General features: G+C 54.6%; 18 protein-coding genes. 4 read left to right on the top strand and 14 right to left on the bottom strand.

Translation table 11 applies throughout. The features are described 5' to 3' along the window. Nucleotides 1–71: 71 nt before the first annotated feature. Together V1566_RS05115 and V1566_RS05110 are read right to left on the bottom strand one after the other, a co-directional pair. On the bottom strand, nucleotides 72–1,229 hold the full coding sequence (locus V1566_RS05115) for a DDE-type integrase/transposase/recombinase (RefSeq protein ID WP_395303785.1): 1,158 nt from the start codon (nucleotides 1,227–1,229) through the stop codon (nucleotides 72–74). Nucleotides 1,230–1,332: 103 nt separating this feature from the next. Further along, nucleotides 1,333–2,982 carry a methyl-accepting chemotaxis protein gene (locus V1566_RS05110; RefSeq protein ID WP_395305232.1) on the bottom strand — a complete coding sequence of 550 codons (1,650 nt, stop codon included), beginning with the start codon at nucleotides 2,980–2,982 and terminating at the stop codon, nucleotides 1,333–1,335. Between the two features lie 245 nt (nucleotides 2,983–3,227). Here V1566_RS05110 and ytfE point away from each other — a divergent pair, with 245 nt between their 5' ends. Beyond that, nucleotides 3,228–3,890, top strand: coding sequence for an iron-sulfur cluster repair protein YtfE (gene ytfE, locus V1566_RS05105; protein WP_311391319.1), 663 nt, complete (start codon nucleotides 3,228–3,230; stop codon nucleotides 3,888–3,890). Between the two features lie 86 nt (nucleotides 3,891–3,976). Here ytfE and cycA read toward each other — a convergent pair whose 3' ends face one another. Together cycA and fklB are read right to left on the bottom strand one after the other, a co-directional pair. Further along, entirely contained in the window at nucleotides 3,977–5,386 is a 1,410-nt protein-coding gene (gene cycA / locus V1566_RS05100; RefSeq protein WP_032662435.1) for a D-serine/D-alanine/glycine transporter, read from the bottom strand. 311 nt (nucleotides 5,387–5,697) lie between these two features. Continuing rightward, nucleotides 5,698–6,318 carry an FKBP-type peptidyl-prolyl cis-trans isomerase gene (fklB, locus tag V1566_RS05095; protein WP_395305231.1) on the bottom strand — a complete coding sequence of 207 codons (621 nt, stop codon included), beginning with the start codon at nucleotides 6,316–6,318 and terminating at the stop codon, nucleotides 5,698–5,700. 233 nt (nucleotides 6,319–6,551) lie between these two features. On the opposite strand from fklB, the gene V1566_RS05090 reads away from it, so the two are divergent. After that, on the top strand, nucleotides 6,552–7,196 hold the full coding sequence (locus V1566_RS05090; RefSeq protein ID WP_395305230.1) for a LysM-like peptidoglycan-binding domain-containing protein: 645 nt from the start codon (nucleotides 6,552–6,554) through the stop codon (nucleotides 7,194–7,196). Nucleotides 7,197–7,263: 67 nt separating this feature from the next. On the opposite strand, the gene rplI is transcribed toward V1566_RS05090, so the two are convergent. From rplI to rpsF, 4 genes are read right to left on the bottom strand one after another with little or no spacing between them, the layout of a single operon-like run. Then, a complete protein-coding gene (rplI, locus tag V1566_RS05085) occupies nucleotides 7,264–7,713 on the bottom strand; it encodes a 50S ribosomal protein L9 (RefSeq protein ID WP_023310148.1) in 450 nt (149 codons plus the stop codon). A gap of 41 nt (nucleotides 7,714–7,754) precedes the next feature. Continuing rightward, nucleotides 7,755–7,982, bottom strand: coding sequence for a 30S ribosomal protein S18 (gene rpsR / locus V1566_RS05080; protein ID WP_000135199.1), 228 nt, complete (start codon nucleotides 7,980–7,982; stop codon nucleotides 7,755–7,757). Between the two features lie 4 nt (nucleotides 7,983–7,986). Next, on the bottom strand, nucleotides 7,987–8,301 hold the full coding sequence (priB, locus tag V1566_RS05075) for a primosomal replication protein N (RefSeq protein WP_008502895.1): 315 nt from the start codon (nucleotides 8,299–8,301) through the stop codon (nucleotides 7,987–7,989). A 6-nt stretch (nucleotides 8,302–8,307) separates the two neighbouring features. Continuing rightward, a complete protein-coding gene (rpsF, locus tag V1566_RS05070) occupies nucleotides 8,308–8,703 on the bottom strand; it encodes a 30S ribosomal protein S6 (protein ID WP_080328808.1) in 396 nt (131 codons plus the stop codon). A 340-nt stretch (nucleotides 8,704–9,043) separates the two neighbouring features. On the opposite strand from rpsF, the gene yjfY reads away from it, so the two are divergent. Beyond that, nucleotides 9,044–9,319: a DUF1471 family protein YjfY gene (yjfY, locus tag V1566_RS05065; protein WP_010427445.1), complete on the top strand. Its 276-nt coding sequence runs from the start codon at nucleotides 9,044–9,046 to the stop codon at nucleotides 9,317–9,319. 140 nt (nucleotides 9,320–9,459) lie between these two features. Here the strand turns inward: yjfY and V1566_RS05060 are convergent, their stop codons facing one another. From V1566_RS05060 to ulaA, 6 genes are read right to left on the bottom strand one after another with little or no spacing between them, the layout of a single operon-like run. After that, nucleotides 9,460–10,146 carry an L-ribulose-5-phosphate 4-epimerase gene (locus V1566_RS05060; protein ID WP_395305229.1) on the bottom strand — a complete coding sequence of 229 codons (687 nt, stop codon included), beginning with the start codon at nucleotides 10,144–10,146 and terminating at the stop codon, nucleotides 9,460–9,462. Next, nucleotides 10,139–10,999 carry an L-ribulose-5-phosphate 3-epimerase gene (locus V1566_RS05055; RefSeq protein ID WP_395305228.1) on the bottom strand — a complete coding sequence of 287 codons (861 nt, stop codon included), beginning with the start codon at nucleotides 10,997–10,999 and terminating at the stop codon, nucleotides 10,139–10,141. Before V1566_RS05055 ends, V1566_RS05060 begins: the two co-directional genes overlap by 8 nt. A gap of 9 nt (nucleotides 11,000–11,008) precedes the next feature. Then, nucleotides 11,009–11,659, bottom strand: coding sequence for a 3-keto-L-gulonate-6-phosphate decarboxylase UlaD (gene ulaD / locus V1566_RS05050; RefSeq protein WP_063144079.1), 651 nt, complete (start codon nucleotides 11,657–11,659; stop codon nucleotides 11,009–11,011). Between the two features lie 12 nt (nucleotides 11,660–11,671). After that, entirely contained in the window at nucleotides 11,672–12,139 is a 468-nt protein-coding gene (gene ulaC / locus V1566_RS05045; RefSeq protein WP_013095304.1) for a PTS ascorbate transporter subunit IIA, read from the bottom strand. A gap of 9 nt (nucleotides 12,140–12,148) precedes the next feature. Further along, nucleotides 12,149–12,454, bottom strand: coding sequence for a PTS ascorbate transporter subunit IIB (gene ulaB / locus V1566_RS05040; RefSeq protein ID WP_003856022.1), 306 nt, complete (start codon nucleotides 12,452–12,454; stop codon nucleotides 12,149–12,151). Between the two features lie 12 nt (nucleotides 12,455–12,466). Then, a complete protein-coding gene (ulaA, locus tag V1566_RS05035) occupies nucleotides 12,467–13,867 on the bottom strand; it encodes a PTS ascorbate transporter subunit IIC (RefSeq protein ID WP_126545637.1) in 1,401 nt (466 codons plus the stop codon). A 358-nt stretch (nucleotides 13,868–14,225) separates the two neighbouring features. On the opposite strand from ulaA, the gene ulaG reads away from it, so the two are divergent. Then, nucleotides 14,226–15,290: an L-ascorbate 6-phosphate lactonase gene (gene ulaG, locus V1566_RS05030; RefSeq protein WP_010427455.1), complete on the top strand. Its 1,065-nt coding sequence runs from the start codon at nucleotides 14,226–14,228 to the stop codon at nucleotides 15,288–15,290. Nucleotides 15,291–15,337 lie beyond the last annotated feature (47 nt).

The raw sequence follows: 15,337 nt of genomic DNA, 5'->3' as shown, positions 1-15,337 counted from the left end.
AGGCCGGGTAAGCGCCAGTGTATGACCGGATACATAGGTGACAGATCAGACCGGGAACATAGGTAACACTTTTAGTCTATCCGGAGCACACTCTGGGTTCTTCGGTCATAGTACGCAAGCGTTATTCCGTTAAAGATGATGGCCTCAAGGCCATCATCTTGTTCTTCCAGCATGATGTACTCATCAGTCAGCGCTTCACTCAGGAACACCGTCCCCTTTTTCCCCATGTAGAGTGTCCCCCTCGATTTCACCCTGTAGACCGTACCGCCTTCCGGATAAGCATATTCAGGAACCCTGCCATCCCAGTGACGGCCTGAGGGCTTCCACACCGTTCCGGGCGTTGCACCCGCCAGGGCTTCATGCGGTCTTTCGTGGTTAAATTCTTCCCGGTAGTCACTGAACCACCGCTGTTGTTCTTCCATCGTCATGAAGGTGTTGCCCTGTTTCACTGCACTTTTCAGCGAGCGGTGCATTCGCTCATGACGGCCGTTTTCTTCCGGATGCCCCTTTCTGATACGTTCCGGTCTGATGCCCAGCTTTATCAGCCAGACTGCAAGGCGACTTAACCCGGCAATACCTGTTCCCGCGAACGGCTGACCATTATCCGTTCTCAGGACTTCCGGCAGACCGTACTCCAGGAACGCATCCGTCAGGCACTGCCTGACGAAGGGCTCGCTCTCCCGGTCCGTTCCCCGGCAGCTCAGAAGATACCGGCTGTGATTGTCGGTCAGGGTGAAGGGATGGCAGTATTCCCGGCTCAGCAGCCTGAACTTGCCTTTAAAATCAGCGCTCCAGACCTGATTGTTCTCACTGATGATGGTCAGGGGCTGGCGATTGCCCGGGGTTCTGCGTTTTCGCTTTTTATCCGGAACCAGGCCTTCACGCTTGAGGATATCGCCGATAGTGCTGGCAGCAGGGACGGTAAAATCGACGTGATGATTGAGCAGCCACATCCGCAGTTTTTTGGGACCCCAGTCAGGGTATTTTTGCCTCAGGGCCGTAAGCTGTCCGGCGATATCATCAGGAACCGTCCGGGAGTGGGAGTGTGGCGCGCGCGACCGGTCAGAGAGAGATGACAGGTCAGAGGGATCAAAACGCTGAAGCCATTTATAGCCGGTTTTACGGCTGATGCCAAAAAGACGGCAAAGAGCGGAGAAGGAGTCCGTACCTGCATGGCAGGCACGGATAAAATCAAGGCGTTGCATAGGTCGGGTCTCAGTCCAGGGCATAGCGAGTCTCCTCTTCTATGCCAGTTATAACTGTTACCCATGTATCCGGTCTAAAGTGTTACCCATGTTTCCGGTTCATACCCCAGCGCCACCCGGCATGATGTTAAAACGTTTCCCAGTTCCCTTCAGACGCCGCCGCTACGGGCTGCGCTTTTGGCACATAGGTTTTCACCGGCGCCGCTTTGACCGCCTGGTTACGGGTGATTTTGAACACCGCCACCGCTTCGTTCAGGCGTGCAGCCTGATCTTCCAGCGCCGCCGCCGCGGCCGCAGACTCCTCTACCAGCGAGGCGTTCTGCTGGGTCACGCGGTCCATCTCGGCTACCGCCTGACCCACCTGGTCGATACCGCGGCTCTGCTCGTCAGAGGCAGAGGCAATTTCGCCCATGATGTCGGTGACGCGGGTGACCGCATTGACGATCTCTGCCATCGTCTCCCCGGCTTCGTTAACCAGCTGGGAGCCCGCGTTCACGCGCTCGCCGGAATCATCGATCAGCGCTTTGATCTCTTTCGCCGCCTGGGCGCTGCGCTGGGCGAGAGTACGTACTTCCCCTGCCACCACCGCAAAACCACGGCCCTGCTCGCCCGCGCGCGCCGCTTCCACCGCCGCGTTCAACGCCAGGATGTTAGTCTGGAAGGCAATACCGTCGATCACGTTAGTAATTTGCGCGATTTTACTGGAGCTGGTGGCGATTTCGTCCATTGTTCGCACCACGCCTTCAACCACGTTCCCGCCCTTCTTCGCCGTTGATGAGGCGTCCAGCGCCAGACGGGAAGCCTGACGCGCATTATCGGCGTTCTGCTTCACGGTTGCCGTCAGCTGTTCCATGCTGGCTGCCGTTTCTTCCAGAGAAGCGGCCTGCTGCTCGGTACGGGAAGAGAGATCGTTGCTGCCCGCAGAAATTTCACCGGCACCGGTGTAGATGGTATCTGCGCCTTCACGCACCACGCCCACGGTGTTCGCCAGCGAAGTTTGCATCTCCTGAACGTTGCGCGCCAGAATAGCCATTTCGTTCTTACCTTCAGCCTGAATCGACTGGGTTAAATCCCCCGCCGCAATGGCGCGAATATGGTTAATCACCTCTTCCAGAGGCAGCAGCAGCACGCGGCGCATGGCTACCCAGCTGGAAATAATCACCACAATCACCAGCAGCATGACCGCAGACAGGATCCACAGGATGCGCTTGTAGTCGCTTTCATTGTCCTGGATGCCTTTATCAGTGAGCGCGGCCTGCGCTTCACGCCATTCACGATAAACCTTCTGCATGGCGTTTTGCTTTTGTTCTGCATTCTGCTTGAACATATCTTCCAGATTGCCCTGGCTCAGCAGAACGTTCATTTGGGTCAGCGTTGCAGAGTAAATGCGGTACTGCTCTTCGAGTTGGTTGGTCAGGTTCTCATCCAGCCCTGGCGTATTCGGCAAGGCATAGTATTTATCGTAATGGACCTGGGCATCAGTCAGCAGATTTTTCGCCGTCGTCACCAGCTCATTCAACTGACCGCCGTTAATCTGAGAGGCCATGCTGCTTTGCAGGCGCAACATCCCGCGGTTCAGGGTGACGCGTGCCTGGTTCAGACTGATCCACGCATCGGTAAACTCCGCCACGTTCTTGCTGGACAGCTGCGACACGGTGAAGTTGTCTTTATCGTTGTTCAGCGCGTTGATAAAGATACCGGCGGAAATCATTTGCATGATGCCGAGCACAAGCAGCACCGAAATCAGAAGGGTAATGACTTTTATACGTTTAAACATGCGTTGCCTTTGTTATATGCAGGTTTGTCTGACGTGGATATATCGGCAGGCGCGGCGGGTTGTTTACTGTTTCTACACCTTTAAAAAGTTTCTAAACCACTTTCTTAAGTCCATTCAGAGAGTTAAAAGGGGTGTTTTTTTTGTGATCTGCATCTCATTTTTCCCGTTCCCTCTAAAGGGTTATAGCATCGCTTTAAAGATGCATTTAATATACATCTTATATTATTGATGACGAGGTAACTGCTATGGCCTTTCGCGACCAACCCCTTGGCGAGCTGGCGCTCTCCATTCCTCGCGCTTCTGCGCTGTTCCGTAAATACGATATGGATTACTGCTGCGGCGGTAAGCAAACCCTGGCGCGAGCGGCCTCACGCAAAGAGCTGGACGTTGAGGTGATTGAAGCAGAGCTGGCGCTGCTGGCCGAACAGCCCGTCGACAAAGACTGGCGAACCGCCCCGCTCGCTGAAATCATCGACCATATCATCGTGCGATACCATGACCGTCACCGTGAACAGTTGCCGGAACTGATCCTGCAGGCGACCAAAGTCGAGCGCGTACATGCCGACAAACCTTCCGTACCGCGCGGCCTGGCGAAATACCTGACAATGCTGCACGAAGAGCTTTCCAGCCATATGATGAAAGAAGAGCAGATCCTCTTCCCGATGATCAAACAGGGAATGGGTAGCCAGGCAATGGGGCCAATCAGCGTGATGGAAAGCGAACATGATGACGCGGGTGAACTGCTGGAAGTGATCAAACACACCACCCACAACGTCACACCGCCGCCAGAAGCGTGCACAACGTGGAAAGCGATGTACAACGGCATTAACGAAACGATCGACGACCTGATGGAACACATCAGTCTTGAGAACAACGTTCTGTTCCCTCGGGCATTAGCTGGGGAATAAAAAAGCCCGGTGGCGCTAGCGCTTACCGGGCCTACAACGTCCTGGAACGTAGGCCGGGTAAACGTCAGCGCCACCCGGCAACATGCTTAACGCATGCCTGCCATACGTTTCTTACCGATAAACACCCAGCCCAGCCCCAGCGCGATAAACCACAGCGGCGTGACGATGAGTGCCTGACGGGTATCATCTTCCAGCGTCAGCAGAACCAGCACGAAGACGAAGAACGCCATGCACACCCAGCACATCAGCTTGCCCAGCGGCATCTTGTAGATCGATTTTTCATGCAGGTGCGGACGCTGCTTGCGGTACACCAGGTATGAACAGAGGATGATGGTCCAGACGAACATAAACAGGATCGCAGAGACCGTGGTAATCATGGTGAACGCGCCAATCACGCTTGGGTTCACGTACAGCATCACCACACCGCCCAGCAGGCACATGCAGGAGAAGGTCAAACCTTTCGCCGGTACCGCACGCTTAGACAGCTTCGCGAAGGCGCTCGGCGCCACGCCTTCCTGCGCCAGACCAAACAGCATACGGCTGGTTGAGAACACACCGCTGTTGGCAGATGAAGCCGCAGAGGTCAGCACCACGAAGTTAATCAGGCTCGCGGCGGCAGGCAGGCCTACCAGCACGAACAGTTCAACGAACGGGCTCTTGGTCGGCACCACGGAGCTCCACGGCGTCACGGACATAATAATGACCAGCGCGAAGACGTAGAACATGATGATACGAACCGGAATGGAGTTAATGGCGCGCGGGAGAGACTTCTCGGGATCTTTGGTCTCCGCCGCCGTGGTGCCCACCAGCTCAATCCCTACGAAAGCAAATACCGCGATCTGGAAGCCGGCAAAGAAGCCGCTGATGCCTTTCGGGAACCAGCCGCCGTCATTCCACAGATGCGTAAACGACGCCTGAACGCCCGTTGGCGACTGGAAGTGGGTGAGAACCATCACCAGACCCACAACGATGAGCCCGACAATCGCCACGATCTTGATCATCGCGAACCAGAACTCCATCTCACCGAACATTTTAACGGTGGCGAGGTTAAGGCTCAGCAGCAGGACAATGACCGCCAGCGAGGCAACCCAGTCCGACAGCCCCGGGAACCAGAACTGCGCGTAGGCGGTAATCGCCACGACGTCCGCCATACCGGTGACGACCCAGCAGAACCAGTAGGTCCAGCCGGTGAAATAGCCCGCCCATGGCCCGAGCAGGTCAGAAGCGAAGTCGCTAAAGGATTTGTATTCGAGGTTCGAGAGCAGCAATTCACCCATTGCACGCATCACGAAGAACAGCATAAAACCGATAATCATATAGACAAATATGATTGACGGTCCGGCGAGACTGATGGTTTTGCCTGACCCCATAAACAGCCCGGTACCGATGGCACCACCAATCGCAATGAGCTGAATATGACGGTTTGTGAGATTGCGCCGTAGCGACTGTTCAGACGACGCCTCTTCGTCGGCGACGACTTTGACCTGATCTACCATGTGATATTTTCCTGTTTATGCCTGTCTGTGTTGTTAAGGCTCTTCTGGCCTTTAAATACGTCAAAAGATGACGTTCCCTTGTAAGGGCTAATCGATATTAGGTAAGAATCGGCGGGATGAATACTATGATTTAGATATTATGTTAATAATATGTTGAAAGTGAGTGTCATATCACTCATACAGCGCGAAACAGCTCACAAAAATACACGCAACAGTTTCGTTTGCAAGATAAAATGTTGATAGCACCGTAACTATAGGTTTTTACACTATTTTCCTCTCCCCAACCGGGGAGAGGAAATAAGAAAATTCGATTACAGAATTTCCAGCAGCTCGACTTCAAAGACCAGGGTGCTGAATGGCGGGATGGACGCGCCAGCGCCGCGCTCGCCGTAGGCCAGGTTATGCGGGATAGTCAGTTCCCATTTGGAACCGACCGGCATCAGGGTCAGGGCTTCGATCCAGCCTGCGATGACGCCATTCACCGGGAATTCAGCCGGTTCGCCGCGCGCCACGGAGCTGTCGAAGACGGTACCGTCAATCAGCTTACCGGTGTAATGTACGCGAACGTGGTCGGTACGTGCCGGGATTGCGCCGTCGCCCTGATTGATCACGCGGAACTGCAGACCAGACTCGGTGCTGTTCACGCCTTCACGCTCGCGGTTCTCTTCCAGATATTTCACACCTTCGGCGGCCATCTCTTCAAAGCGCTCACGACGCACGGCGTCAGCACGTTCGTGGATTTCACGCAGCGCACGGTGCACAACGTCAACCGGAACGGCAGGCTGTTTACCTTCCAGCGCGTCAGCGATACCCGCCACCAGCGCTTCTGGTAACAGACCTTCCAGGCCGGATTCGCTCAGCTGCTGTCCTACCTGCAAGCCGATACCGTAACTTGCCTGCGCTTCGATAGTGTCAAAAGTCGGGGTGGTCATGGGTTTTCCTTCCATCACATTTAAAGTAGCGGGCAGCATATCAGCCATGCCCTTATGGGTAAAACTTTGTCTGAAGTTAAGGTGACAAACCGCGACGAAACAGAAACAATAGAGATAACCAGGATTAATCCCGAACTGATGTCACGGATGTCGGGTTTACTACGCCGTTCAGGCAGTTAGCAAACTATACTTCGGGACACAGGATAAAAAATACGCGGAGCAGGAGGAGTGCCATGCCCGGGCGATTTGAACTGAAACCTACCCTGGCGAAAATCTGGCAGGCGCCGGACAATTTTCGCATCATGGACCCGCTGCCTCCTCTGCATCGCAGAGGGATCATTATTGGCGCACTGATGATGATCGTGGGCTTCCTGCTTCCTTCCGGGGGCGATGATGTCGATACCACACCCGTCACCCGCAATGCCCAACTGGACATTCAGTCGCAGACGCGGCCGCAGCCTGACGCACAGCCGATGCAGACGCAGCTCGTCACCCCGTCTAACGATCCGGGTCAGGTCGCGCCGGTTGAGCCTGAGCCCATTCAGGATGAACAGCCGCAGGATCAAGCCGCCGCCCCGTCTCAGCCTCAGACGCAACAGCCCACCGGCATTGAGCAACAGTGGCGTTCCTACCGCGTAGAGCCGGGCAAAACTCTGGCGCAGCTGTTCCGGGATCACAACCTGCCGCCGACCGACGTCTATGCCATGGCGAAGGTGGAAGGTGCGGGTAAACCGCTCAGTAACCTGCAGAATGGTCAGATGGTACAGATTCGCCAGAATGCCAGCGGGGTGGTGACAGGGTTAACGATTGATACGGGAAGTGGACAACAGGTACTGTTTACCCGCCAGCCAGACGGCAGTTTTATCAGGGCGCGTTAAGGCCCGGTTCTCTAAAAAGCAAAACGCCGGCACAAGGCCGGCGTTTCAACGTGAGCAGAGTAAAAAATTACTCAGCTACAACGTTAACAACCAGTTTAGCGAACACTTCGCTGTGAACCTGGAAGTCAACTTCGTGCTCACCAGTGGTACGCAGAACGCCGTTCGGCAGACGAACTTCGCTCTTAGCCACTTTAACGCCTGCTGCAGAAACTGCATCAGCGATATCGCGGGTACCGATGGAACCGAACAGTTTACCTTCGTCGCCAGATTTAGACGCGATGGTAACGGTGCCCAGTGCGTTGATTGCTTCAGCGCGAGCGTTAGCAGCCGCCAGAACGTCAGCCAGTTTGGCTTCCAGTTCAGCGCGACGTGCTTCGAAAAACTCTACGTTTTTCTTGGTAGCCGGAACAGCTTTACCCTGTGGAACCAGGAAGTTACGTGCGTAACCCGCTTTAACGTTAACCTGATCACCCAGGCTGCCCAGGTTTGCTACTTTATCAAGCAGAATAACTTGCATTACCTTATCCTCTTAAAGTCGTATTAATGGACCGTGCCCGATTACTGATGACGATCAGTGTACGGCAGCAGGGACAGGTAGCGAGCGCGTTTGATAGCGCGAGCCAGCTGACGCTGGTATTTTGCACGAGTACCGGTGATACGGCTTGGGACAATCTTACCGCTTTCGGTGATGTAGTTTTTCAGCGTTGCGATATCTTTATAGTCGATCTCTTGAACGCCTTCCGCGGTGAAACGGCAGAACTTGCGACGACGGAAATAACGTGCCATATGGCTAGTCTCCAGAATCTATCAAATCAATCTGCTCGGCATGCAGAACCATTTTGCTCAGGCCGTTCTTTGCCTTGTGGCAAGAGATGAACCCCTGAACGATTACTGCGCTACCGACCGTTAAACTGTGAGTAATGGCCTGGTTTTCGTGTCCGCTAATAATAACGGGCATTTGGCACCACGCCTGCCGGTGAAACCCGGCTTCCTCTTGCACAGAACGATGCTCAAGCACGAACTGGCAATGCGGAATTCCTGATGGACTGACCTTTCGAAGGGGAGCCCTGCATACGATGCCGGACAACGCCAGACGGTTGGTCATCAGAAATTACTCTTCAGAATCCCCAGCATCAGAATCATCTGCGGTTTCGTTTGCGAAATCATCGCGACGCTCACGGCGCTCGTCTTTCGCTTTAACCATCGGAGATGCTTCGGTAACTGCGTTTTTGGTACGCATAACCATGCTGCGGATAACGGCATCGTTGAAGCGGAAGGTAGTTTCCAGCTCATCGATCACTTCCTGCGGCGCTTCAACGTTCATCAGAACGTAGTGTGCTTTGTGCAGTTTGTTGATCGGGTAAGCCAGCTGACGGCGGCCCCAGTCTTCCAGACGGTGGATCGTACCTTCTGCACCAGTGATGGCAGCAGTGTAACGCTCGATCATACCCGGAACCTGTTCGCTCTGGTCAGGATGGACCATAAAAACGATTTCGTAATGACGCATCGAATTGCTCCTTACGGATTATTCAGCCTCCTGTCTGGGTCAGCCGAGGCCCGGGGAGGCAAGGAACGTGTTAAAGGTCGGCTGAAAAATTGACGCGTCATAATACTTGCGCGCCCCTGGAAACTCAAGCTGATTGCACAAATAATTCGCACAAAGCGCGAAGCGGGTCTAAGTGAGTGATTTAAAATTGGTCACACCCGGAAGCGCTGTTTTTTTGAACAACTGCATCAGAAATGGTCACGCATCCCCGCCGGATGAGTGATTACACTTTAATCAGAGATCACCTGAATTAAAGAAGGAGCATCCCCCTCTCGCAGCATGTAGTCGTGGAGCGCATATCATGAAAAAAATCGCATTAGCCATAATGGCGGCGCTTTTGCTCAGTGCAAACGCGATGGCAGCCATCAAGATAGACAGCCGACAGGCCAGAAACATGGATGATGTGCAAAGCTTGGGCGTAATTTACATCAATCATAATTTCGCCACGGAAAGTGAAGCAGATCAGGCATTAAATGAAGAAACCGATGCGCAGGGCGCAACCTATTACCACGTGATGTTAACCCGTGAGCCCGGCAGCAACGGCAATATGCACGCCAGTGCAGATATTTACCGATAACGCTTTAACGCTAGCACCAGGAAAGCCAACAACGAGAACATAGCCATAGTTGACGTTGCCCCCTGCCCGGGGGCTTTTTTTGTGAATGGCTCCGGAATACCACCGGTTACAACTGTTTTTCGGTATTCCAGAGCGCTTATTCACTTCTGCCCGTAGTAGGCATTCGGGCCATGCTTGCGCATAAAATGCTTGTTCATCAGGTAGTCATCAATGCCCTGAAGCTGTGGGTTGATGCCGCGGGCAATCCACGCCATGCGCGCCACCTCCTCCATGACGACCGCATTATGAACGGCGTCGTGGGCATCTTTTCCCCAGGAGAACGGACCGTGCTGATAGACCACAATACCCGGCGTATGCAGCGGTTCGCTTTCGCCCAACGTTTCGATGATGACCTTACCGGTGTTGAGCTCGTACTCGCCTTCCACTTCAGCCTGCGTTAATGCGCGCGTGCAGGGGATGTCGCCAAAGAAGTAGTCTGCGTGGGTGGTGCCCAGCGCCGGGATGGGCAGCCCAGCCTGTGCCCAGGCCGTCGCGTGCGTGGAGTGGGTATGCACCACGCCGCCAAGGGACGGATAACGCCGGTACAGCGCCAGATGGGTTGCGGTATCTGAAGAGGGACGCCATTTTCCTTCCACGGCGTTTCCATCGAGATCCACCACCACCATATCCTCTGCTTTCATGGTGTCATACGCTACACCGCTCGGCTTAATCACGATAAGCCCCTGCTCGCGGTCGATCGCGCTCACGTTGCCCCAGGTGAACGTAACCAGACCATAGCGCGGCAGATCCATGTTGGATTCAAAGACCTGCTGTTTAAGCTTAAGCATGTTCAGCCTCCAGCAACCCTGCCCGCGCCATACGTTCGCGCACCCAGTCCCGCGCCTTCGCCACTTCTGCAGCCGGGTCGTCCGACGTCTCGCTCCACATCTCAATCAGGTAAGGCCCGCAATAGCCTGTCTGTTTGAGCGTTTCGAAGCACCGTTCGAAATCCACCACCCCGGTGCCGAACGGTACGTTTTTAAACACGCCAGGACGGGTATCTTTGACGTGCACCGCCACGATATGCCCGACGCCCGCCTGCAGTTCCATCTGTACGTCGTTATCCCATGCCGACAGGTTGCCGATATCGGGATAAAGCTGGAACCACGGGTTATTCAGATAGTGCGCGTAGCCCAGCGCCTTACTGATGGAGTTCATCAACGGGTAGTCCATGATCTCCATCGCCAGCGTGACCTGCGCGCGGCTTGCCATCTCGACGCTCTCTTTCAGGCCGTCACGGAAACGACGGCGCGTTTCATCGTTGGCTTCCTGATAGTAAACGTCATAACCCGCCAGCTGGATCACGCGGATACCGACATCCTGCGCAAAGCGAATGGCTTTACGCATGATCTCCAGCCCCTGCGCGCGTACGGCATCGTCTTCGCTGCCGAGCGGAAAACGACGGTGGGCGCTCAGGCACATGGACGGCACGCGCACGCCCGTTTCAGCAACGGCGCTCACCAGCGCCAGGCGCTGTTCGCGGCTCCAGTCGAGGCGAGAGAGACGCTCGTCCGTCTCATCCACGGACATTTCGACAAAATCGAAGCCCAGCTGTTTTGCCAGTTGCAACCGCTCCAGCCAGCACTCCCCCGCAGGGAGTGCCTTTTCATAGATGCCAAGCGGGACCTGTTTTGACAACATACCCGCTCCTTAGCCCCAAAGCTGAGCGATTGAGCGTTTGAACTGACGCGCCGCTTCCACCGGAGATGCCGCATCACGAATACTACGACCGGCAATAAAGACGTGAATTGGAATGCCCTGGAACAGCGGCAGATCTTCCAGCGCCAGACCGCCGGTGACGGTGACTTTGAAGCCCATATCCGCCAGACGTTTGATGGCGCTGATATCCGCGTCGCCCCACGCCACGCCTGCGGCCTGCGCATCGCGGCTACGGTGATACACCACCTGCTGAATGCCCGCGTCGCGCCACTCCTGGGCCTGCTCCCAGGTCCAGAAGCCGGTCAGCTCAATCTGCACGTCGCCGTTAAACTCTTTCGCTACGTCCAGCGCGCCTTTCGCGGTGTTGATATCCGCACAGCAGATCACGGTGACCCAGTCGGCGTTGGCTTCAAAGCACATGCGGGAAAGGATTTTTCCTGCATCGGCGATCTTGGCATCCGCCAGCACGATTTTATGCGGATAGAGCGCCTTCAGGTCGCGAACGGCGCGAACGCCCTCGCCCACGCACAGAATGGTGCCCACTTCGATGATGTCCACTTCTTCCGCGATCAGGCGGGTGGTTTCGTAAGCGTGGGACAGAGTTTGGTTATCCAGCGCAACCTGCAACATTGGTAATGACATGTTCAATTCCTCTTAGACTGCCGCCGCAGTGGCGTTATCAATTAAATCCAGCACTTCCTGCTCGGTACGGCAGGCGCGTAAACGGTCAAAATTGGCTTCGTCATCAAACAGATTGACGATCTGCATGATGCCCACCTCCTGGTGGGTGTTGGCATCCACGGCAGCCATGGTGATCAGGATGTCGACCGGATCGTTATCTTCGTGGTTAAACACCAGCGGTGTTTTCAGCGTCACCAGCGCGAAGCCGGTTTTCTTCACGCCCTCTTCAGGGCGCCCGTGCGGCATTGCCAGCCCTGGCGCTATCACAAAGTAAGGGCCGTGCTGCGCGACGCCATCAAGAATGGCCTGGTAGTAACGCGGCTCGACAACGTCAGCCTTAACCAGCAGATCCACGCTCAGCTTCACCGCTTCCTGCCAGGTGCTGGCCTCCGCCTGCAAAAGGATGGAGTTATTCTCTGCCAGCGAATCACGTAGTTTCATGTGGCGTCCTTACTTCACGTCTTGTGGGAAGTGCTCTTTAATCACTTCCAGCAGTTTTGGTCCGAAATCCGCAGGCGACAGCATGTTGCGCACGCCCACCACATATTTATTGCCCGACACGCTAATTTCGCCGGCGATGTGGGTAGAGGCGATGATGATATCCGCGCCGTTCAGTTCACTTTTGTATTCACCCACCGCGCAGCTGTTCACCGTGTGGTCGATGTTTGACTGGGTTAAAAACTGGTCCACTTTCATCTTCATGATCATGGAGCTGCCTTGCCCATTGCCACACACAGCCAGGATACGTACGGTCATAATCGAAACTCCTTAATGAGCAGACACTTCTGCTGTTTGTTTTTCCGCATCTTCTTCAGCTCGCAGCGAACGGCCAGCGAAGAACATATAAGCCAGAGCAATCAGGATGATGACGGCCATAAAGACCAGCCCGACGGAGGCAAAGCCCTGCATCATCGGCGGTGCCAGAATTGACCAGTCCGCCATGCCCATCCAGGCACTCATACCGGTGAGCTTAACCGCCCACACGCAACCGAAGATTTCCACCATGCCCATGACCAGGCAGATCTTGAGCGCCGCACGCCAGCCGCCGAAGTGGTTAGCGAAAACGCCGATGGTGGCGTTGGAGAAGAACATCGGGATAAAGCCAGGAATTATCAGGATTGAGGAGCCGCAGCCGACCAGGATGCCCACCGCAATCAGCTGGCCGATGGTGCCCCACATAAAGCCCCAGACCACCGCGTTTGGCGCGAAGCTGTAGATAGCGGCACAGTCAATTGCCAGCACCGCACCGGGGATCAGGCGCTGGGAGATACCGTTGAAGGCTTCCGACAGTTCAGCGACGAACATACGCACGCCCTGCGTGATGATGAAAATGGCCACCGCGAAGGAGAAGCCGGTCTGCAGGATATAGACCGTCCAGTGGGTTTTACCGGCCATCGCCTGAACAACATCAATGCCGAAGGAGAGCAGAATGGCGCCGAAGAAGATGGTCATCACAATCGCGGTGGAGACGATGTTGTCGTGGAAGATATTCAGCCAGCCCGGCAGCTTAAGATCTTCAACGCTCTCTTCTTTTTTGCCCAGGTACGGCGCAACTTTATAGGCAATCCAGGAGGCGAACTGCTGCTGGTGGCCGATGGAGAAGCCGCAGCCGTCAGTCACTTCCTGGGTTGGCTTGTACATCATGTTGGAGGTGATACCCCAGTAGAGCGAAACCAGCACCGCGGTGCAGATAATCGTGGTCCACATTGGGTAGCCGAAGATATAGAGAGAAACCGCGATCAGCCCCGCCTGCTGGAACATGATGTGCCCGGTAAGCATGATGGTGCGAATGCCGGTAATACGGCGCAGAAGAACGTAAATGATATTCAGCGCCAGGGCGAGCAGAACCGCATAACCCACCCAGCTATAGGCATCCCCCATGCGTTCGATGGTCGCCATCATCGAGGCGTATGTGTCAGAGATGGCACCGTTGATGCCATATACCTCAGACATTTTGGCGACGACCGGCTTAAAGGTGCTGGTCAGAATGCCTGACCCCGCCTGCAACAGCATGAAACCGATAATGGTTTTGATGGTGCCTTTAATAATCACACTGACGCTTTTGCGCAGCAGGATATAGCCCAGGCACGTCACGATACCCAGCAGCAGCGGGGCATTGGTCATTACCTGATTAAAGAACACGGTAAAGACGTTGTAGAGGATCTCCATAACTCTCTCCAGAAATGAGAACACGAGGGGCAATCCCTGTGTGGTTGGTGCCATCACTCTATTAATCACAAATAATCACCACAAGATTGCATTTGATTATTTGTGACGTATCACGCAAATTATTTCCATGATGTTAGTAATGATTTTCACTACCGTATGGGAAAAATGAATTAATCTTTATAATTCATACTGTTAATATTTAACACTGGATAGTCTAACAAGGAAAAAGCGCAGAATCCGTGAAGTCGAGCAGATAAAATTCCGCATTTTCACCATTGCAAAGCGCATCAAATGGTGCCAGCATTAATCACAACAAATCACCACATGATTAATTTTGATTAAACCAGGAGTCAAAACGATGAGTAAAGTGAACACCATCACCCGTGAGTCATGGATTCTGAGCACCTTCCCGGAGTGGGGCAGCTGGCTGAATGAAGAGATCGAGCAGGAACAGGTTGCTCCTGGCACGTTTGCAATGTGGTGGCTGGGCTGTACCGGTATCTGGCTGAAATCAGAGGGTGGCGCCAATATCTGCGTCGATTTCTGGTGCGGCACCGGCAAGCAGAGCCACGGCAACCCGCTGATGAAAAAAGGCCATCAGATGCAGCGCATGGCGGGCGTAGAAAAACTGCAGCCGAACCTGCGTACCACACCGTTTGTGCTTGACCCGTTTGCCATTCGCCAGATCGACGCCGTCCTTTCCACTCACGATCACAACGATCATATCGACGTGAACGTGGCGGCAGCGGTAATGCAAAACTGCGCGGACGACGTGCCGTTTATCGGGCCACAGACCTGCGTGGACCTCTGGATTGGCTGGGGCGTGCCGAAAGAGCGCTGCATCGTGATGAAGCCCGGCGACGTGGTGAAAATCAAAGATATAGAAATCCATGCGCTGGATGCCTTTGACCGTACCGCATTGATTACCCTGCCAGCCGACCAGAAAGCCGCTGGCGTGCTGCCGGACGGTATGGATGAGCGTGCGGTCAACTACCTGTTTAAAACCCCTGGAGGTTCCCTGTACCACAGCGGCGACTCTCATTACTCCAACTATTACGCGAAGCACGGTAACGAGCACCAGATTGACGTGGCGCTGGGCTCCTACGGCGAGAACCCGCGCGGCATTACCGACAAAATGACCAGCGCCGATATGCTGCGTATGGCGGAAGCGCTGAACACTAAAGTGGTTATTCCGTTCCACCACGATATCTGGTCAAACTTCCAGGCCGATCCGCAAGAAATCCGCGTGCTGTGGGAAATGAAAAAAGACCGCCTGAAGTATGGCTTCAAGCCGTTCATCTGGCAGGTCGGCGGCAAGTTCACCTGGCCACTGGACAAAGATAATCTGGAATATCACTACCCACGTGGTTTCGATGATTGCTTCACCATTGAGCCAGACCTGCCGTTCAAGTCCTTCCTCTGATAGTGCAGCCAAATCGCCAGACGTGATGTCTGGCGATGCCATATTTC

Origin of the sequence: Enterobacter sp. ECC-019, assembly GCF_043974075.1 — a bacterium.
GTDB lineage: Bacteria > Pseudomonadota > Gammaproteobacteria > Enterobacterales > Enterobacteriaceae > Enterobacter > Enterobacter asburiae_D.
This window is presented reverse-complemented; position numbering and strand designations above follow the sequence as displayed.